An 18,909-nucleotide genomic window follows, 5' to 3' on the forward strand; every position below is an offset into this window, starting at 1 on the left:
AGAAACTTCATGCTTATTTCCCAGCGTCCTCAGCTCACCGAGGAATTCATCGACTCGTCTCGCTCTAAGTTCGTTATCGAGCCGCTCGAGCCGGGCTTCGGTTACACCCTTGGCAACTCGCTTCGTCGCACGCTGCTTTCGTCCATCCCGGGCGCGGCAGTAACCTCCATCAAGATTGACGGTGTGCTCCACGAGTTCACCACCATCAATGGTGTGAAGGAAGACGTTTCCGAGATCATCCTGAACGTCAAGGGCTTGGTTCTGTCCTCCGACTCCGATGAGCCGGTTGTTATGTACCTGAGCAAGGAAGGCCCGGGTGAGGTCACTGCAGGCGATATCCAGCCGCCGGCTGGCGTGGAGATCCACAACTCGGATCTGCACATCGCATCGCTGAATGAGTCCGCCAAGCTGGAGATGGAACTCGTCGTCGAGCGCGGCCGTGGCTACGTCCCGGCTGCTGCTACCTCGGGAGAGATCGGCCGCATTCCGGTCGACCAGATCTACTCCCCGGTGCTGAAGGTCTCTTACAAGGTCGAAGCTACTCGTGTTGAGCAGCGTACCGACTTTGACAAGCTGATCATCGACGTCGAGACCAAGAACTCGATTTCCGCACGTGACGCCCTGGCTTCTGCCGGCGGCACCTTGGTCGAGCTCTTCGGCCTGGCTCGCGAGCTGAACACCGCCGCTGAGGGCATCGAGATTGGCCCGTCCCCGCAGGAGACGGAGTACATCGCTGCCTACAGCATGCCGATCGAGGATCTTAACTTCTCCGTCCGCTCCTACAACTGCCTGAAGCGTCAGGAGATCCACACCGTCGGTGAGCTCGCTGAGTGCACCGAGTCGGACCTGCTGGATATCCGCAACTTCGGTCAGAAGTCGATCAATGAGGTAAAGATCAAGCTGGCTAACCTGGGCCTGGCCCTCAAGGACACCCCTGAGGACTTCGACCCGACCCAGCTGGAAGGCTACGACGCAGAAACCGGTGACTTCAAGGACCCGGCTTCCGACGATTCCGAGTAAAGAATTCCACTGAATCGTGACGGCGCGACTTTTTGCGCCCCGTCGCGCGCTCACTTAATCCGCACACGAGGAGTACATAATGCCTACCCCCAAGAAGGGTCCGCGTCTCGGCGGCTCCGCCAGCCAGCAGAAGCACCTGCTGAGCAACATGGCTGCGAGCCTGATCGAGCACGGCGCAATCAAGACCACCGATGCCAAGGCGAAGGTTCTTCGTCCGTACATCGAGAAGATCATCACCAAGGCGAAGGCCGGCACCGTTGCTGACCGTCGCGCAGTTCTCAAGCTCATCCCGCACAAGGATGTCGTTGCCTACCTCTTTGATGAGCTGGCACCGAAGTTCGAGAACCGTGAGGGTGGCTACACCCGCATCATCAAGCTGGAGAACCGCTCCGGCGACAACGCCCCGATGTCCCAGATCTCCCTCGTTCTCGAGGAGACCGTGACCTCCGAGGCAAACCGCGCTACCCGCGCTGCTGCTTCCAAGCAGGCCGAGGAAGCTAAGGCTGAAGAGGCTGAGGCTACCGAGGCTGAGGCAGAGGAGACCACCGAGGAGAAGTAATTCTTCTTTAGGTCTCAGCAGGGCCCGCGCTCACCACTGTGGTGGGGCGCGGGCCTCTGTCGTTTCCTGCGTCCGGGCGGACGGCCTTGTGGCGCAGATCGGAACAGCCCAATTGAATTAAGTACCGTTTTAACAAATAGGGCCCTGGAAACTGCAGTTTTTAGACCCTTATTTGTTAAAACGGACCACGGACGCAGTCCGCGCGGCACTTCCGACGCACGGTATCATCAACCCACATGAGTGAAAGCGTTCGCCTGCGACTGGACTTGGCCTATGACGGCACGGATTTCCATGGTTGGGCTCGGCAGAAGGGTGGTCTTCGCACGGTGCAGCAGACCGTGGAGGAGAAGCTGAGCATGGTGTTGCGCCACCCGGTGGAGCTCACGGTGGCCGGGCGCACCGATGCGGGCGTGCATGCCAGCGGCCAAGTAGCCCACTTCGACACCACCCGCGCGGCGTTAAGCCAACGCAGCATCGACGGCGAGCCGCACAAGCTGGTCAGGCGGCTGGCCAAGCTGCTGCCCGTTGACGTTCGCGTGCATGCCTGCACCGAGGTGTCGCCAGACTTCGACGCACGTTTTTCCGCCCTGCGCCGCCATTACGTCTACCGCATCACCACTCATCCGCGCGGCGCGCTGCCGACCCGCGCTCGGGACACCGCAACGTGGCTCAAGCCGGTGGACCTGGACCTCATGCAGGCTGCTGCCGACAGGCTGGTAGGCCTCAACGATTTCGTGGCTTTTTGCAAGGCCAAGCCGCACGCAACCACCATCCGCGAGCTGCTGGCCTTTGAGTGGAAGGATGTCTCCACGCCGGCGGAGCCGCAGCTTTATGAGGCTCACGTGAGTGCCGATGCCTTTTGCTGGTCCATGGTGCGCTGCCTCGTAGGCTGCTGCCTGCGGGTGGGCGAAGGCTCCCGCGACGTGGAGTTCGCAGGCCAGATGCTCAATGAAACCAGCAGGTCTTCTCAGATCCCTCTCGCCCCGGCCGCGGGGCTGAGCCTAGTCGGCGTGGACTATCCCGACGCAGACCAATTGGCTGCACGCGCGGAGATGACCCGCAGCCGTCGTGCTGCGGAGGGTACCGAGTTGGGTTAATCTAGAAACCACTGCGCCGTGGGAGGGTGGCGCACTGATTCGGGGGAGGATTCTCATGGCACGCGCGTTGCCTACTACCAAGGCCCAGGTGTCTGGGCACAAGTTTCTACTGCGTCGCCTCGAGCATGGGCTGGTCTTCGGGGATATCCGCATGATTCATGATCCGCTGAAGCGACGGCGCCGCGCCCTGCTTGGTGGGGTGGCCACCGTGGCCTTTTTGAGTCTCGGCTCAGGACTCATCGCCTGGATGCAGCCGGACCCACAGCCAGGGGATGCGCCTGTGGTGCGTTCCTCTGAGGGGCAGCTTTTAGCGCTGGTGAACGGCACCTATCATCCGGTGGCCAACCTGGCTTCGGCCAGGCTCATCGCCAACGAACCGGTCGAGGCGCAGGTCGCTGGCGACAGCTTCTTGGAGCAGATGAACCTGGGCACACCGCTGGGAATTGCGGATGCCCCCAACCTCTTAGGTGCGGCAACGGGGGAGGAGCCAGGCTGGTCGGCCTGTTTGGAGGAATCTACGCAGGGGGAAAACTGGCAGTCCTCCAGCCGCGTTGGCACCGTCACCGTGGTGGCGCACCATGCCGTTCCCACCTTCGATGCGGAGCACGCCGCCGTGGTGGAATCCGCGGGGACGCAGTGGTTGCTGACGGGGCAAGGCCGAGTCGTGCTGCCCGAGGCCACGAGCATGCAGGGCAGGGTGCTGCGCCGCGCGTTGGGGATGACTGCAGAAACCGCTGTGTGGACCATGCCCGAGGAAATGCTCAACGCCTTCACAGAACTGGAGCCGCTGAGCTTCCCAGCCGCGCCGCCTGAGATCCTCGACACCGGTGAGCAGCTCTGGGCGCGCACGGAGCACGGCGTTTTCTCCATCACGCCCACCCAGGCGGAGATGCTCGTCGGCGTGGGTGCCCAGCGCCTGCCCGCACAGGCGCAGGAGGTGGCCGCGCTGGGCGACGTCTCACCGACCTTCAACCTGCCCACCACCCGCGTGGACTTCCTGTCTCCTGAGCAAGGCTGGTTGTGTGCCACTCACGAGCAGGGTGCTGGCACGTTGCGGCCAGTGGCGTCAACGGTGGACCTACCGGGAGATTCGCCCGCGCACCGTTTCGCTGGCCTCCAAGCTGGCGTGGGCGTGGATAGCGGGCACGGCTATCACGTGGTGTCCGCTACCGGCAGGCGCCACGAGCTGGCTGGTGCTGCGGAGCTGAGCGCGCTGGGCGTGGAGGAACCGGAACAGGTGCCGTGGGAGATCCTGCGCCTGCTGCCGGAAGGCTCTACCTTAAGCCGCGCGGAGGCCTTAAAGGCTGAGCACTGAAAACCGCCACGAGGATGAACAAACCTAAGGCCCCAAGAAGCAAACGCACCTGTGGCCAGGCCGTGTCTTTCGGTGCCGCCGCAGGCGCGACCACAATTGAACGATCCTCACGGGCTTCGCTCGCGGGCCGGTAGGTCACCGCAGTGAGGGGATCTACTACCCCGTGCCCGGGTTCGGCTGAATCAATGATGCGCTGGCGCAGCTGTGCCGGGGAGTCTCCGGGGTAGCGCTGTACCAGCAAAGCGAGAGTACCGCTGACCAGCGGCGCGGCAAAGGATGTGCCTTGAAAAGTAGAGTCACCTTTTCCCGTGGCCCAGCCACCGCCAGGTTCAAGCGCAAGAGGGACGCTTCCTTCCGCGCTGAGGGGCGCGGCGATGGAGTACTCCGCGAGGTCGTGCGGCGTGGCTAAAGCGCCGACCGCGAGGACGGTAGCGGACTCGGCGGGGAAGACCACATCATCCTTTTCGCAGCCGCCAGCCGTGGCGTTTCCCGACGCCGCCACGACCACCGCCCCAGCCTCTTCCGCACGGCGAAGCGCGGCATCCACACCAGCGCGGTCCACCCGCGCCGCGGCATCCGGCGGAACGCAGGAGACCACGGAGACGTTGATGACTCGTGCACCCGCGTTGACCGCATCCTCGATGGCAGCGGCTAGGCTGGCCAGTGTGCCGGAGCCAGCTCTTTCGGCTTCACCGTTCTCTGCTGCTGGCGCTCGGTAATGCGAGCTGGTCTGCCGGATGGAGTAGATTTCCGCATCCGGAGCCACACCGAGTTCCCTACCTGCGATGACGCCGGCCACCACCGTTCCGTGCAGGTCACAATCCCGCAGCGGGTCTGGCTCCTCTGGGGTAACGAAGTCCGCTCCTGGTGATACGCGCAGCTGTGGGTGGGCGGCCACCCCGGTGTCGATGACCGCGACCTTCACCCCGGCGCCCGTGGCAAAGGAATGCAGCCGCGCCCGATACTCCGAGTACTGCGCCGAGGGTTGTGGTCCTGCCGCAGACCGCGTGGCCACTGCACAGGCGGTATCCGGTTCGCGGGCACCTGCTACCGGCCCGGGCCACACGCAGGAGCTCCAAGCCAGGGCGGCGACAAGGACTGCGCTGGCAGCGCCGATTCTGCTTAGATCTGTCATGCACCCAACCCCCTAATGAACTCGAAGAGCCCAGCCAGGTGCGCGGCGAGCGGCAAACAAGCGGCGAGCGCGAGCGCCTCGGCGCGCTCGAACCACACGATGGTGGTCGGCTCAATCTGCTGTAGTTTGCCTGCCCACACCGGTACTGAAAGCATGGCCACCACGATGAGACCCGCGATGACGCTGAACACCCACGTTCCCGTGGTCGGGGCACTAAGTAGCTGCCACTCGCGCAGAGGAACCGCCACCGCGGCACTAGCCGCGGCCAGGCCATAGATGCCCAGTGCCCACGCCGCAGTGGGCCGGGCATGGCGTGCCGCATGCACGATGACTGCTCCAGCGATACTCACGCACAGTGCCTGGGAAGCAACCACGGTTGTGTCCGCGTGAGCGTTGAGCGCGACGAGAAAGAGGGAAGGAATGCCCGCCAACGTGCAGCCCACGGCTATACCTTCGTAGGCCTGCCCGGCGCGCCGGGCTTTGCAAGAGTTATCCGTGGGGTCCTCATCCGAGATGCTCAAGTCCTGCCCGGCGGTGGGCAGTTGCGGCACTCGAAGTCCAGCAAGCCGCGTGGTCAGCAGGGGAGAGGCCGCGAGCAAGACCACGGTGGCGGCAAGCAACGGGGCGGGGCCAAGCACGCCGACGAGCACGAGCAGGCACCACGTGGCAGCACTTGCCCGAGCGCGTAATCCGCCAATACGCACCACGTGGGAGAGCACCGCCACGGTACCCACGGCCGCCGCCGCAGCCACGAGTGGCGCGGCCGGAATCGCGGTTCCGAATGGGCCCGTAGATACAGGTGCGCCAGTGGACAGCGCCCCCGCCAGACCAGCAGCTACGTGGGCAGTCGCAAGCAGAGAACCGCGCCGGGTCCATACCGCGAGTACGAGGCCGAGGAGTGCAGCGGCGGCGCAGCCAATCGAGGGAGATAGGGCGGCGGCGAGCAACGCGCCGACGGCGATGAGCCCCGCTACGCCACAGAACCCGGCTAGACCAGACAGCTGCGTGGTCGAGGCCTCGGCAGCGAGTGCCTCCGCGGCATCCCGCACGATGGGCGCCGGTGTCGGCGCATCTGGGCTGAGCACCAGGACGGAGCCGTCTTCCAGACTGGTGCGGTCGAGCGGCGTGGTCATCGATATGGTCTTGCCCGCCGCGGTGGTGGCGCGCCAGAGGATGGGGGCGGGAGGGACGTCGACAAGCACGAGCAATTCCCCCAGCACCTCCCCGACGCTGGAAGAAAGCGGTAGCGATACATCTGCTTCTTTGCGGGTCTGGCCTGCATGGATGCGGATGGTGACGTGAATGGAATGCGCGAGTGCGCGAGTCATGGAATATACCTCCCCCGAGAAATTTTTCTGGGCAACCCCTTGCCCATTGCCTCACATTGTGGCTTACTGGTGGCACGCTGTCCACCGCTTAAGGAGGCGGTGGAGTACTTCGGGGGGAAGGACTTTGACATGCGCGTACCTACACGCGTCGTTGATACCGGGGTGGCGGCCTATCGGGAGCCAGCACCACCGTTGCCGCAGGGCAGCATTGACGCCGAAGCGGTGCCGGAGGCGGCTCGCGCTCAACCCGTGCCACTGGTTCGCCTACTCATGCCGCTGGTCATGATCGCGGCCATGCTGGGCATGGTGGCGCTCATGGTTCTCGGGGCGGGGGATGCCCGCCGGATGAGCCCCATGAGCCTCATGTTTCCGCTCATGATGCTGGCCAGTATGGCCATGATGTTTAACCCGCAGGGAGGCGGGCAGGATCCGGATGAGACCCGCCGGACCTACCTGCGCCACCTCAAGGCGCTGCGGGAGGAAGCGCTGGAGCGCGGGGCGGCGCAGCGTGCGCATGAGGAACACCGCAACCCTGACCCCGAGCAGCTTGGTGCGTTGATTCCTACCCCGCGCCTGTGGGAGCGGGCGGCGGATGCCCCGGATGCCCTGGAAGTGCGGGTGGGGACGGGGCCGATGGCCCTGTGCACTCCCATTAATGTGCCGGATTCGGGTGCGGCGGAAGACCTCGACCCGGTGTGCGCGGTGAGCCTGCGTCAGACTGTGCGTGCGGTAGGAACACTCGCGGATATGCCGGTGGTCATCCAGCTGCAGGCCTTTCCTGTCGTCGGCCTAGCCGGTGAAGACGCAGCTGGGATGGCCCGTGCCCTGCTTTTACACCTGGCGGTGCTGCATGGCCCGGAGACCGTGGGCATTGAGTATCACGGTCCGGAATGGGAATGGTTGAAGTGGCTGCCGCATTCCAGGGATCCTGACCAGGCGCAGTTTCGCATCTGCGTCATGACGGAGAAACAAGGGCATAGCGGTGGTGAATTGCGCAGGGACGCGCCGGGGGATAGCCCCACAACCACCATCGCCGTGGGCGTGACGCCTCATTCGCCGCTGGGCCGCCTCGCCGAGGAGGAAGGCATTTACCTGCGGGCGGAAGGTACGCTCTCCGTGGTTACTGCCGCGGGCGAGGAGGAGCTGGGAAGCTGCGCGCTTGTCGACGTCCCCACGGCCCTCCTCCTTGCCCGCACCCTCGCGCCCTATCACCGCCCGTTCGGCGGTGATGTCACGTCCACGCCTCGGCACGGTCGCAATGCGGATTTGCCCTCGTTGCTGGGATTCCGGGATGTGGATGCGCTCCAAGCCTCCGGCATGTGGCAGGGGCGCAGCCCTGCTGAGCGGCTGTGCGTGCCCATCGGTGTCGATGAGTCCGGGCACGCGCTGATGCTTGACTTAAAGGAGTCCGCCCAGGGTGGGATGGGGCCGCATGGACTATGCATTGGTGCCACGGGCAGCGGAAAATCTGAATTACTTCGAACGCTTGTCGTAGCGCTGGCCGCCACGCACAGTCCGGAGGAACTTAACCTCGTGCTCGTTGACTTCAAAGGTGGCGCCACCTTCTTAGGCTGTGAGGAGCTGCCGCACACCTCCGCCGTGATTACCAACCTGGAAGAAGAATCCACCCTGGTGGAGCGAATGTATGATGCCATCTCCGGCGAGATGAATCGCCGCCAAGAGCTGCTGCGCAAGGCAGGAAATTTTGCCAACGTGGGTGAATTCAACGCCTCCGCTGCCGCGGTGGCGGAGCACGGGCCGCTGCCGGCGCTGGTCATTGTGGTGGATGAGTTTTCGGAGCTGTTGGGGCAGCACCCGGACTTCGCAGAGCTCTTCGTCGCGGTGGGAAGGCTCGGCCGCTCGCTGCACGTGCACCTGCTGCTGGCCTCCCAGCGCTTGGAGGAAGGGCGCTTGCGGGGATTGGACTCGCACCTGTCTTATCGCATTGGGTTAAAGACTTTCTCCGCTGGGGAATCCCGCCAGGTCCTCGGCGTGCCCGATGCTTATCACCTCCCCGCCCAGCCGGGAGCCGGCTACCTCAAAACCGATGCCGATGCCCCCACGCGCTTTCAGGCTTCTTATGTTTCTGGCCCGGTCACGCGCCGGGTGGTTCATGATGACGCGGCCGAGAAAGCGCGGAATTCGGCACGCGTGGAGCTTTTTAGCGGGCACCGCACGTCGGAGGAGGACGTGGACTATACGGAGCTCGTGGATTCTTCGAGCACGCTCTTGGACACAGTGGTGGCTGCCGCCCGGGAGGAAGCCACCCAGCGCGGCCAGTCAGCGCGGCGAATCTGGCTGCCACCCTTGCCACCAGTGGTGGAGCTATCCAGCGTTGCCGCTCTGCGCACGGATCCGCCCGGCGCGGGTGGCGGGCTGCGCGCCGAGGTGGGGCTTATCGATCGTCCCTATCACCAGCACCAAGACCCGCTGATCGTGGATTTCACGACGGGCGGTGGGCACCTCGCGCTGTGTGGCGGACCGCAGTCAGGCAAGTCGATGGCGCTGCGTAGTATCGCGTCCGGGATGGCCCTGCGGCATTCGCCAGACCAGGTGCGCTTTTATGTCATCGACTTGGGCGGCGGGCAGCTGCGGGTGCTGGACCGACTGCCCCACGTGGCCGGGGTGGCCGGCCGTGAAGAACCGGAAAAGGTGCGGCGCATCGTCGATGAAGTCGCCGGCCTCGTGCGCCGCCCAGAAGCTCGCCACACCTTCTTGATCGTGGACGGCTGGCACCACATCGGCACCTCCGGGGCAGACTTTGAGGACTTAGCCGAGCCGATTACCCAGCTGGTCGCTGACGGTGCCTCCGCCCGCGTTCATGTCTTGATTGCGGCGGCGCGGTGGACCAGCCTGCGGCCATCGATTCGGGATCTCATCGCGGCCCGCCTTGAGCTGCGCTTGGGCGAAGCCATGGATTCCCTTATCGACCGCAAGGCGCAGCAGAAGCTACCGGCAGCACCCGGGCGAGGGATCACTCTGGCGGGGGAGAACCTCCTTTTTGCAGCGACATCACCGCAGGATATCGCTCATATTTGCGGCGTGCATGCAGAGGCCGAGCCGGTTCCACCGCTGAAGATGCTGCCCGCTGTGCTCACCGAATTACCCGAGCCAGAAGAGGACTCGTCATCCGACGGGGTGGCCTGGGGAATCGGTGGACCGGACCTCGAGGTCCTTAGCTGGGATCCGCGCGTTCAGGCTCACCTCGTGTGCATTGGCTCCCAAGGCTCCGGTAAATCGCACTTCCTCAGCGTGATTCTCGCCGGGATCAGCCAGCTGAGCCGGGAGAAAGCCCGTCTGGTGGTCATCGATGAGCGCCGCGCGCATTTGGGGACGTTGGATGAAGAGATGGTGGCGGCCTATGGGGCGTCGGCAAGCGCGGCCACCCAAGCCATTCTCGATACGGTGCGCACCCTGGAGCAGCGCCTTCCCGGCCCCGACGTCACCCCTGCCCAGCTGGCCGCTCGGAGCTGGTGGGAGGGCCCGGATATCTATCTTGTCATCGATGACCTCGATCTTGTCAGCGAGATAGCACTGGCACCTCTGCTGGAGCTCCTCCCGCACGCCCGCGATGTGGGGCTGCACCTGGTGCTCGCGCGCAAAGCAGGCGGCATCGGGCGCGCGATGTTCGGGCAGTTCCTCTCGGCGGTGCGGGACTTGCAGCCGGCGCTGCTGCTTCTCGACGCCGACCGTGACGAAGGCGCCATCTTCGGCATCAAACCAACGGCATTACCGCCCGGCCGCGGCCAATGGGGCGTCCGCGGCATATCCCAAGGCTTGGCGCAGGTCTATGTGCCAAGCGCCGATAGTTCACATACCTCACCACAGACCGCAAACAATAAGGGAGAGAACCAATGACCGCGACGCATGCACTGCGAACCCCGACAACCGCGCCCGAGACCACGCTAGTTATTACGGTGCTCGATGCCGCCACGATTTATGAAGGCCCAGAGACGATTTATCGCTATGACCTGCCCGGTACCGGAATCGCCGAAGGCTGGGCGCTGGAGGCAGTCCTCGACCAAGCCGAAAAGGTCTGCGGGGCGGAATGGCCGGATGTCAGCGTTGACGTGGTGGCGGATCCCTCCGGAACGGACGTCAGCGTCGAGGCCGTGAGCATCCTGCGCCGTCAGCTTGCCGGCGCGGGTGCGACCGTGCAGGAACCAGAACCTTCGCCACCGCCCGTGTCTGTTGCGGCTAGTGCTGCACCGTCTTCGTCCCGTTTGGCCGTGGACGTGCCGCACGAGGACCTTGGGGATGAGGACGCGGTGACTGTCGAGCGGCCCCGGCCCGCTCGCCGTGGGCGTTCGCATCGTGTGGCGGAATCGCGCTGGTCCGCGCTGTTGGGAGGTATCGATCCTTTCTATATCGCCATCGCGGTCATGGTGTTCGTGGTGGCCGGGGTGTCCTGGTGGGCGGTGGGCCGCAAGGATGCGGCTGTGGCAGCGTCGACTCCCGATCAGGCCGCCGAAGTAACATCCGCCGCCTCCGGCACTTCGGGCGCGGCCCCGAATCCCGGCACGGAGGCACAGCCCGAGGGCTCTGCTGAGGGGGCTGGAGCTGAGGAATCCGGAAGCAGGCAGCTGCGCCCCGGTCAGCAGGCCATCGACGTGGAGGGAATGTCCCTGGTGCTTCCTCAAGGATTCCGCACCAGCGTGGAAGATGGCCTGGTCACCGCTGCCGGTGAAGACCCCAACCTGCGCATCCTCCTAGCTGCTGATCCACTTTTCAACGTGCCTGTCGACGTTTTGTTCACAGAGATCAAAGCGCAGGTTGAATCCGATCCCGCCCTGAGTGAACCGGTAGAAGAATCAGGGCGGTTGACATATACCGAGGAGCCCGGAGATGGCTCGCGGGTGGTGTGGATGATGTGGGAAGACAAAGGCCATCAGATGTCCGTGGGCTGCCACACCAAGTTTGAGCCCAACGTCGTGCAGAAGGCCGCCTGCCGAATGGCGGCGGAATCGCTGGTCAAGAAGGACTAAGCGGAGAAGTTCTGTGAATTTCAAAAATCTGGAAACTAGCGGGAACCGATGGGCCACTAGCTCAGTCCAATAAGGGTGAGAAGGACACAGGGTGCTTCTCGGGGGAAAAGAAACACACACCAATCCCTAGGAATAAGGGATACGCCCCAAGGTAGGGAACAAGAAGGAAAGAGAAGGACATGACTCAAACGTTCCGCACAGAAGCCGACGTAATGGTGGCCACCGCTGGCCGCGTCGACTCCACCAACGATGAGGTACAGGGGGAGCTCACCCGCCTGCAGGGCGTTGTGGACTCCGTCCGCGGCAGCTGGGCAGGCCGCGCGCAGGTTTCCTTTGACAACCTGATGCAGCGCTACAACTCCTCCGCGCAGCAGCTGCGTGAGGCGCTGACCGCCATCAGCGAGAACATCAGGGACAATGCCCGTAACTTTGATTCGGTCGAGGCTGATAACGCCCAGTCTTTCGAGAACGTTGGCGGCGCGGGCCTGGCCCTCTAAACACGAGCTGCTTTCACTGACTACTGCACACGCTGAATCACACACGAACACAGAAGATAAGGAACACGCAATGTCTGGAATCAAGTATCAGTTTGGCGCCATCGCCGGTGCCGCCGCCGACATCAACTCCACCTCCGGCCGTATCAACGGCCTCCTCGGTGACCTCAAATCCACCTTGCAGCCGATGGTATCGACGTGGGAGGGTGATTCCGCCGCGGCATATAACGCGGCGCAGGCGAAGTGGGATAAGGCTGCCGCCGAGCTCAACACGGTGCTGGCGACCATCTCCACCACGGTTTCCCAGGGCAATGACAATATGAGCGACGTCAACCGTCGCGCTGCCGCCAGCTGGGGCTAAAGCACTCCATCCGTGAGTCTTGAGCTGGGTGCGCGGACACTTTCTGCCTGACCATTCACCACCATGAGCAGTGAGCGGGAGGGAGGAAGGCACGAAGGCTAGGGGAGGGGCGCAGAGAATGGAAGGGCTGGACGCGCCACCTTGGCCCACACCACCCTCCGCCCACTCAGTACAAGGCGCCGGTATCGCTTCTCATCAACGTATCTGTCTCGAACCCCCACCCCGAATTAACTGGGATGGAGGCGTTGATGAGGGGCGATATCGGCGTTTTGGGTTTTCAAACTGCTGCGTACTAAAGTGAAACACCTATGTGTCCGCACCCTTATTGACGTGGGTGCGCGCGTGCTGCAGGTCTCCACCGGCCGCTGTATGTACTGCGTAGGGGCTTACATAGCGATGGCCGGCAGTTCCGAGACAGACTTTCAAGGAGTCATTTTGTCTACTTTCCACCCGAAGAGCGGTGACATCACCCGCAAGTGGTACGTCATCGACGCTACCGACGTGGTTCTGGGCAAGCTCGCTTCCACCGTGGCTGACATGCTGCGCGGCAAGCACAAGCCCCAGTACGCACCGAACGTTGATTGCGGCGACCACATCATCATCCTGAATGCGGACAAGATCCACATTTCCTCCAACAAGCGCGAGCGCGAGATGCGCTACCGCCACTCCGGTTACCCGGGCGGCCTGAAGTCCATGACCCTTGGTCAGTCCCTGGACGCCAACCCGGTCCGCGTTATCGAGGAAGCTGTGAAGGGCATGATGCCGCACAACAAGCTTTCCAACGCCTCCATCAAGAAGCTGCACGTTTTCGTGGGCGAGGAGCACCCGTACGCCGGCCAGAAGCCGGAAACCTTTGAGTTTAAGCAGGTGGCACAGTAATGACCGAGCAGAACATCGACAACAATGTAGCCGACGCTGCCGACATCGCTGCAGCAACCGCCGCTACCGAGGAGTTCACCAACACCATCGGTGACTCCCTGGCAACCGATACCGAGGCTGAGGTTGAGACCGCTGCCCCGGCTATCCACGAGGGCCCGATCCAGACCGTTGGTCGCCGTAAGCGCGCCATCGCTCGTGTTCGCCTCGTTGCAGGTTCCGGCAACATCTCCGTCAACGGCCGTGCCTTTGACGAGTACTTCCCGAACAAGCTGCACCAGCAGGACATCCTGCTGCCGCTGACCATCCTCGAGCGCGAGGGTCAGTTCGACATCAAGGTCACCGTCAACGGTGGTGGCCCGACCGGTCAGGCCGGCGCCCTGCGCCTGGCTATCGCCCGCGCACTGAACATCTACAACCCGGCTGACCGCCCGGCCCTCAAGAAGGCTGGCCTGCTCACCCGTGATGCTCGTGCCGTGGAGCGCAAGAAGGCTGGTCTGCACAAGGCACGTCGTGCCCCGCAGTACTCCAAGCGTTAATCTTCGCTTACTGCATTTTCCGAAAGCCGCTGCTTCCTTTTCATGGAGGCGGCGGCTTTCGCCATGTATGGCAGGGGTGGGGCGCATTTCCTGCCATGTGGTGGGGTATGATCAAGCACCAAAGGCGGACCGATCTGCGCCAAACAAGGGGGAGCGGGCATAATGAACAACTATGACTCGACTTTTTGGAACCGATGGAGTTCGCGGCCTCGCGAACAAGAAGCTCACACCGATTCTCGCGCTGCGCTTGGGCCAGGCGGCGGCGGAAGTTCTTACTTCAGACCGTGAATCTTATGAGCGTCGCCCGCTGGCGATTATCGGGCGCGACCCCCGTGTTTCGGGTGAGATGCTGGATGCGGCGATTGCCTCGGGCTTGGCGTCGCGAGGCGTCGACGTCGTGCGCGTCGGCGTGCTGCCCACCCCGGCAATCGCGTTCCTTACCGATGACTTTGGGGCAGATCTCGGCGTGATGATCTCCGCCTCCCACAACCCGATGCCAGACAACGGCATCAAGTTCTTCTCCGCGGGCGGCAAGAAGCTGCCGGATGAGGTGGAGGATCGCATCCAGGCCGCCATGGACAATCTCACCGAAGATGGTCCGACTGCGACCAAGATTGGCCGCATTATTTCGGAGGCTCCCGACGGCCGCGAGCGCTACCTCAAGCACTTGGCGGAGGTCGTCACGACGGATCTCAGCGGCATCAAGGTGGTCGTCGACACCGCTAATGGCGCTGCCTCCAAGGTTGCGCCGCAGGCCTATGAGGCTGCGGGTGCTGAAGTTGTTGCCATTCATAACAAGCCCAATGCCTTCAACATCAATGAGGATTGCGGTTCGACGCACATTGAGAAGACTCAGGAGGCCGTCGTCGAGCACGGCGCCGATCTGGGCCTAGCGCACGATGGTGACGCTGACCGCTGCCTGGCCGTTGATGCAGAGGGCAACGTCGTGGACGGTGACCAGATCATGGCGATCCTCGCCGTGGGCATGAAGGAAGAAAACGATCTTCGCTTCAACACCCTGGTGGCCACCGTGATGTCGAACCTGGGCCTGAAGCTGGCGATGCAGGAGCAGGGCATCGATATCAAGGAAACCGCCGTGGGTGACCGCTACGTGCTGGAAGAGCTCAACCGCGGTGACTTCTCCCTGGGTGGCGAGCAGTCCGGCCACGTGGTGCTGCCGGATGATTGCACCACTGGTGATGGCACGCTGACCGGCTTGTCCATCATGGCGCGCATGGCCAAGTCCGGAAAGTCCCTCAAGGAGCTGGCCTCCGTGATGACGGTGCTGCCGCAGGTGCTCATTAACGTGCCGGTGTCCGACAAGGCCGTCATCCTTAACGCCCCTGAGGTTAAGGAAGCTATCGCTGCTGCCGAGGCGGAGCTCGGTGAGACGGGCCGCGTTCTGCTGCGCCCGTCTGGCACGGAGGAGCTCTTCCGCGTCATGGTAGAGGCTGCTGAAAAGGAGCAGGCGCGCAAGGTCGCAGGCAAGCTTGCGGCCGTCGTCGCTGCAGTTTAGTTCTACTCACTTCATCACAACCCCAGGCTTCTGGCCTGGGGTTTCGCATTTTTGTGGGGTGGCGTGGGAACCGGAGGGGATGTTTCTCAGTCCAATAAAAGCAGGAATCACTGTTTGTTGTGGACGAGAAGGAGGGCGCACATGCCCGACGTATTTTTTGATGAGGATGAAGCCACGCGGCTTCTCGACGCCGTCGTGGACCAAACCCGTGCCCAAAGTGACGCACATCGCGGGGATAGGCCGAATTTTCCCCAGTCCTCCGCGGGGCGTGATTTCGGCGGGCACGGTGCACAGATTCAGGCCCTGCTGAATCGGCTCCATGAACGCGGTGCGTGGCGGTTGGAGAACCTATCGGCCACAGCGGATGCCGCGCGCGAACAACTGCGTGCTTTCGGGGACGTGGACCGCGGCCTCGCCGGGCAACTCGGTGACCAGGAAGCAGGGGTGAATTGATGTCCACGATGGTCAAGTCACTCTTGGGTGATTATTCGCAAGCGGTGTCCCAGTTCCAGGCGGCAAGCCAAGGAGGCTATTCCGGGCCCAGCACGCCAATTGGCTTGTTGGGGGACATGGTGGGGTCGGTCGAAGGGATCAATCCAGGCGACTTGGTTACGAACACTGTGTCGGCGATGGGTGCTCGCCGCCCAGGGCGCGGTGGTAACGGGTTGCGGGAATTCCTTCTCGGTACGGTTCTATCGCTGGCCGGGGGAGCGCTCATGGATCATTTGCGCGGCGTGCAAGATGACTTCGAGAAGGAAAGGGACGAAGCCGATGATTTGGTGGAATCCGCGCAGCAGTGTTCGGATGCCATCGAAGACGTCGTTGATGTTTCTGATTCCGCGGTGGCAGAGCTCATCTCTGCTGTGATTCCACTGATTAACATCTTGACCATGCTGTTGCAGCGGCATCCTCTGGGAAAGGTCATCATCCCGGTGATATCGCGCATTGGTGGGGAACTTATCGATAAGACGAATGACACCATCACGCAAACGTGCCGGGACCGCGATACCGCCATTGAGAACTGCTACGACGAGTTTGAAAGGCGCTGCACCGAGGTGTGCGAGCGGGAGCTGCCGGAAACCCCGCCAGAGCCCGAATGCGGGTGTGAAGAGAAGCCGAAAGAGTGCCCGCAACCTGAGCCTGAAGCTTGTGCACCAGCCCAGCCCTCCCCAGCGCCGGCCCCGTCCGCACCGTCTCAGCCCACACAGCCGTCTCAGCCAACCCAGCCTTCGTCGCCAGCCGTACCGCAGCAGCCTGTCGAACCGAAACCAGAGACACCGGCGGTACCACCAGAAAAGCCGGAGCCCACCCAGCCTGCCGCAGTGTCTGAAAAAGAGTGCCCACCGGCTGAAGGCAAGCCACAGCCGGCGAAGCCGACTGAGCCGCACAGTGTGCCGACTGAACCTGCTTCGACTCCACCAGAAGAGCAGCACACACCCTGCAGCTGCCATACGGAGAAGGAAGCGCAGTCGTGCGGTTGTAGCGAGCATCAGCGTGAAATAGGAACCACGAAGCCAGCAGATGCGGGGGCGGAGGTTCCCGCCGCGCCTGTAGAACAGGAAGTGATTGACTGCCCTGAAGAGCCAGTAAGAGGCGAGGACTGCGAGAAGCCAGAGCAGCCACCAGTTGCGGGAGAAGGTGAGTGCAAGCCTGAAGAAGCCTGCTGTGGAAGCTTAGGCCTGCTTGGCGTGGGGGTTGCCATTCTGGGACTGGGGCTTTTGGCTGAGGCCGCTGTGGACTTCGTGGAGAATCTGCCGGAGCCCGTACCGGATCCTGTACCCGAGCCCAAGCCAGAGCCAGAACCGCAGCCAGAGCCAGAACCCTGCCCACCACCCGCGCCAGAGCCTGCTCCCGATAACGGCGTTGCGCCGCCTCCTCCGGAGCTGAACAACGTTCCTGAGCCAGAGGCACCGCCAGAGAAACTTGCGCACATGCAGGCAGCGGAGGCACCGGCGCCACAACCAACCCCGGCGCCAGCACCTGCACCTGAGTCTGCGCCAGGTCCAGCCGCTGGGGCTGAGGCCACACCAGAAATGCCCCCGCAAGAAAGTTCAGAAACCTCCTCCGTACACGCACGAAAGGCAGGGCAGTGGTAATGCCACACAATGATTTTGATGAGTTCGCGCGCGGATTTCGCGAGCGCACAGCCGCACGGCTGCTGGAGTTTGAGAAAGCCATGGCTAAAGCACAAGATGAGCTAGAAAAGTCTGCGCAGCGTGCCGCCCAAGCCCAAGCGCACGCGGAGCCGCAGCGGCGGAACCCTGCTTCCAGGGGCGGGGCGCACAGTCAAAGCCAGGGGCAGGGGCGAGGCCGTCCGCGCGGCCAAGTGCAATCAGTACTCAGGCGCGGGTGACACGGAAACCGGGCAACTCCTCTGTGCGCCAGTATCCCCCAGGTGTTACTGTGGCGTGAGTAGCCGCTGCACGTATCAAGCAAGGTTTGGGAGAAGACCGCATGACAGTCCCTTGGCTTTACGACGTCTTGTGGGGCGTTCTTCCCCTTTTATACCTCTTGGTGGCTTTTGTTGTGCTTGGCATTGAGATTAAATACGACAGAGAGATAGCCCACATAAAACTGTGGACGGCCGCTCAGCTGCTTCTCCCGGGCATTGCACTAATTGTCTGGCTTTTCATTGAGGTTCCTCAGTTAAAACGACTAAAGCAGGACGAATAAACGATCGTCCTGCTTTAGTCGGAGCACATGTGCGCCTTGCGGCGCTGCCTGGTTGAAGCGCTTCCTTGTCGTGCTAGAAACCCGCGCGCTTGGTGAGGTCCTCGCCGACGAAGCTCTCGACGCCCTTGGCGGAGGCGTCGGCAGCCGCAAAGGCGTCATACTTGGATTCGCCAGCCAGGGTGGACAGGAAGAAGCCAGTGACCAGGCCGCGGGCAGTCTCAACGGCGGAACCCTGGAAGAAGCCGGAGCCAAGCGCCAACTTGAAGAATTTATCCTCGCTGAAACCGGACTGCGTGCCCTTAGCAATCTCACGGTAGGCCACCGGGCCGCCCCAAGCATTGGCCAGCTTCGCAGGATTACCGGCGCGGAAGATATCATCTTGGCCTGCGCCAATAACGAGGCCGCGTGCCTGAACAGCGTGCGCCGCCTGAACCGCGGACGGGGAAGTATCGGCAGGGTAGAGGGCCGCGACGGCGCGGACCTTAGGGTTATCCACGGCAGCCAGGGTAGCCACGCCACCGCCCATGCCGTGGCCAAAGACACCCAGCTTGGAAGCGGACACCGAAATTTTGCCGGCACCCAGCCTGACGCCGGCGGCAATCTGCAAGGCCGATTCGAGGTCGGCAGCCAAGTTGCGGTGTTTGGCAAAGACGCCCGTCTCCGTATCAGGAGCAACCACCACGATGCCCCAGCTAGCCAGATGGCGCAGGGTGGCGTGGTAGTCCTTGATGCTCTTCGTCCAGTCGTGGGCAAATGCCACGGCGGGAAGGCCCTTGCCCTCAACCGGGGTGTAGACCTTGCCCTCCAGCCCTGCATAAGACAGGTCCCCGACGAGAACGCGGTGCGGGCCGCGCTTAGACAACGTACCGAGATGCTTCTTCAAATTCGCAGACACGCTTTACAGAATAGAGCAAAGAGTAGGTAAAGCGGTGGACACTATAAGACAGTGGGGGAGAATTAAACGCGATCCTTGAGATTCCGCATGATAAATCATGCTGTAAAATTTTTTCC

General features: G+C 62.9%; 17 protein-coding genes. 14 read left to right on the forward strand and 3 right to left on the reverse strand.

Annotated elements, in window-relative coordinates:
• Positions 1-9: 9 nt before the first annotated feature.
• The 4 genes from CAURI_RS02395 to eccB all read left to right on the forward strand — a co-directional run bounded on the left by CAURI_RS02395 (position 10) and on the right by eccB (position 3,991).
• Positions 10-1,020: a DNA-directed RNA polymerase subunit alpha gene (locus CAURI_RS02395; protein ID WP_010189530.1), complete on the forward strand. Its 1,011-nt coding sequence runs from the start codon at positions 10-12 to the stop codon at positions 1,018-1,020.
• Positions 1,021-1,099: 79 nt separating this feature from the next.
• The gene (gene rplQ / locus CAURI_RS02400; protein ID WP_010189522.1) at positions 1,100-1,579 is read left to right on the forward strand and encodes a 50S ribosomal protein L17; all 480 of its coding nucleotides are present in this window, start codon (positions 1,100-1,102) and stop codon (positions 1,577-1,579) included.
• A gap of 236 nt (positions 1,580-1,815) precedes the next feature.
• Complete coding sequence (truA, locus tag CAURI_RS02405; RefSeq protein WP_010189521.1) at positions 1,816-2,676, forward strand: tRNA pseudouridine(38-40) synthase TruA; 861 nt, start codon at positions 1,816-1,818, stop codon at positions 2,674-2,676.
• A 55-nt stretch (positions 2,677-2,731) separates the two neighbouring features.
• Positions 2,732-3,991: a type VII secretion protein EccB gene (gene eccB, locus CAURI_RS02410; RefSeq protein ID WP_010189519.1), complete on the forward strand. Its 1,260-nt coding sequence runs from the start codon at positions 2,732-2,734 to the stop codon at positions 3,989-3,991.
• Here the strand turns inward: eccB and CAURI_RS02415 are convergent.
• Both CAURI_RS02415 and eccD read right to left on the reverse strand, forming a co-directional pair.
• On the reverse strand, positions 3,951-5,126 hold the full coding sequence (locus CAURI_RS02415; RefSeq protein WP_012714843.1) for a S8 family serine peptidase: 1,176 nt from the start codon (positions 5,124-5,126) through the stop codon (positions 3,951-3,953). The genes eccB and CAURI_RS02415 overlap by 41 nt on opposite strands.
• Positions 5,123-6,454, reverse strand: a complete 1,332-nt coding sequence (gene eccD / locus CAURI_RS02420) for a type VII secretion integral membrane protein EccD (protein ID WP_010189517.1) — start codon at positions 6,452-6,454, stop codon at positions 5,123-5,125. The genes CAURI_RS02415 and eccD overlap by 4 nt, the downstream gene beginning before the upstream one ends.
• A 129-nt stretch (positions 6,455-6,583) precedes the next feature.
• On the opposite strand from eccD, the gene eccCa reads away from it, so the two are divergent.
• The 10 genes from eccCa (at position 6,584) to CAURI_RS02475 (ending at position 17,898) form a co-directional block, all read left to right on the forward strand.
• Positions 6,584-10,312: a type VII secretion protein EccCa gene (eccCa, locus tag CAURI_RS02425; RefSeq protein ID WP_236660848.1), complete on the forward strand. Its 3,729-nt coding sequence runs from the start codon at positions 6,584-6,586 to the stop codon at positions 10,310-10,312.
• Positions 10,309-11,439, forward strand: a complete 1,131-nt coding sequence (locus CAURI_RS02430; RefSeq protein ID WP_010189514.1) for a type VII secretion-associated protein — start codon at positions 10,309-10,311, stop codon at positions 11,437-11,439. The genes eccCa and CAURI_RS02430 overlap by 4 nt, the downstream gene beginning before the upstream one ends.
• A 179-nt stretch (positions 11,440-11,618) precedes the next feature.
• On the forward strand, positions 11,619-11,936 hold the full coding sequence (locus CAURI_RS02435; protein ID WP_010189512.1) for a WXG100 family type VII secretion target: 318 nt from the start codon (positions 11,619-11,621) through the stop codon (positions 11,934-11,936).
• A 70-nt stretch (positions 11,937-12,006) separates the two neighbouring features.
• A complete protein-coding gene (locus CAURI_RS02440) occupies positions 12,007-12,294 on the forward strand; it encodes a WXG100 family type VII secretion target (RefSeq protein ID WP_010189507.1) in 288 nt (95 codons plus the stop codon).
• Between the two features lie 435 nt (positions 12,295-12,729).
• The gene (rplM, locus tag CAURI_RS02445) at positions 12,730-13,173 is read left to right on the forward strand and encodes a 50S ribosomal protein L13 (protein ID WP_010189505.1); all 444 of its coding nucleotides are present in this window, start codon (positions 12,730-12,732) and stop codon (positions 13,171-13,173) included.
• Positions 13,173-13,709, forward strand: a complete 537-nt coding sequence (gene rpsI, locus CAURI_RS02450) for a 30S ribosomal protein S9 (protein WP_010189504.1) — start codon at positions 13,173-13,175, stop codon at positions 13,707-13,709. The genes rplM and rpsI overlap by 1 nt, the downstream gene beginning before the upstream one ends.
• A gap of 172 nt (positions 13,710-13,881) precedes the next feature.
• Positions 13,882-15,225 (forward strand): phosphoglucosamine mutase, encoded by a 1,344-nt coding sequence (gene glmM, locus CAURI_RS02455; protein ID WP_010189502.1) that lies wholly within the window; start codon positions 13,882-13,884, stop codon positions 15,223-15,225.
• A 141-nt stretch (positions 15,226-15,366) separates the two neighbouring features.
• A complete protein-coding gene (locus tag CAURI_RS02460; RefSeq protein WP_049754553.1) occupies positions 15,367-15,678 on the forward strand; it encodes a hypothetical protein in 312 nt (103 codons plus the stop codon).
• Positions 15,678-17,321, forward strand: a complete 1,644-nt coding sequence (locus CAURI_RS02465) for a hypothetical protein (RefSeq protein ID WP_010189499.1) — start codon at positions 15,678-15,680, stop codon at positions 17,319-17,321. The genes CAURI_RS02460 and CAURI_RS02465 overlap by 1 nt, the downstream gene beginning before the upstream one ends.
• A gap of 358 nt (positions 17,322-17,679) precedes the next feature.
• On the forward strand, positions 17,680-17,898 hold the full coding sequence (locus CAURI_RS02475; RefSeq protein ID WP_010189496.1) for a hypothetical protein: 219 nt from the start codon (positions 17,680-17,682) through the stop codon (positions 17,896-17,898).
• Positions 17,899-17,971: 73 nt separating this feature from the next.
• On the opposite strand, the gene CAURI_RS02480 is transcribed toward CAURI_RS02475, so the two are convergent.
• The gene (locus CAURI_RS02480; protein WP_012714846.1) at positions 17,972-18,793 is read right to left on the reverse strand and encodes a dienelactone hydrolase family protein; all 822 of its coding nucleotides are present in this window, start codon (positions 18,791-18,793) and stop codon (positions 17,972-17,974) included.
• Positions 18,794-18,909 lie beyond the last annotated feature (116 nt).

The sequence above is a fragment of the Corynebacterium aurimucosum ATCC 700975 genome (genome assembly GCF_000022905.1).
Classification (GTDB): domain Bacteria; phylum Actinomycetota; class Actinomycetes; order Mycobacteriales; family Mycobacteriaceae; genus Corynebacterium; species Corynebacterium aurimucosum_F.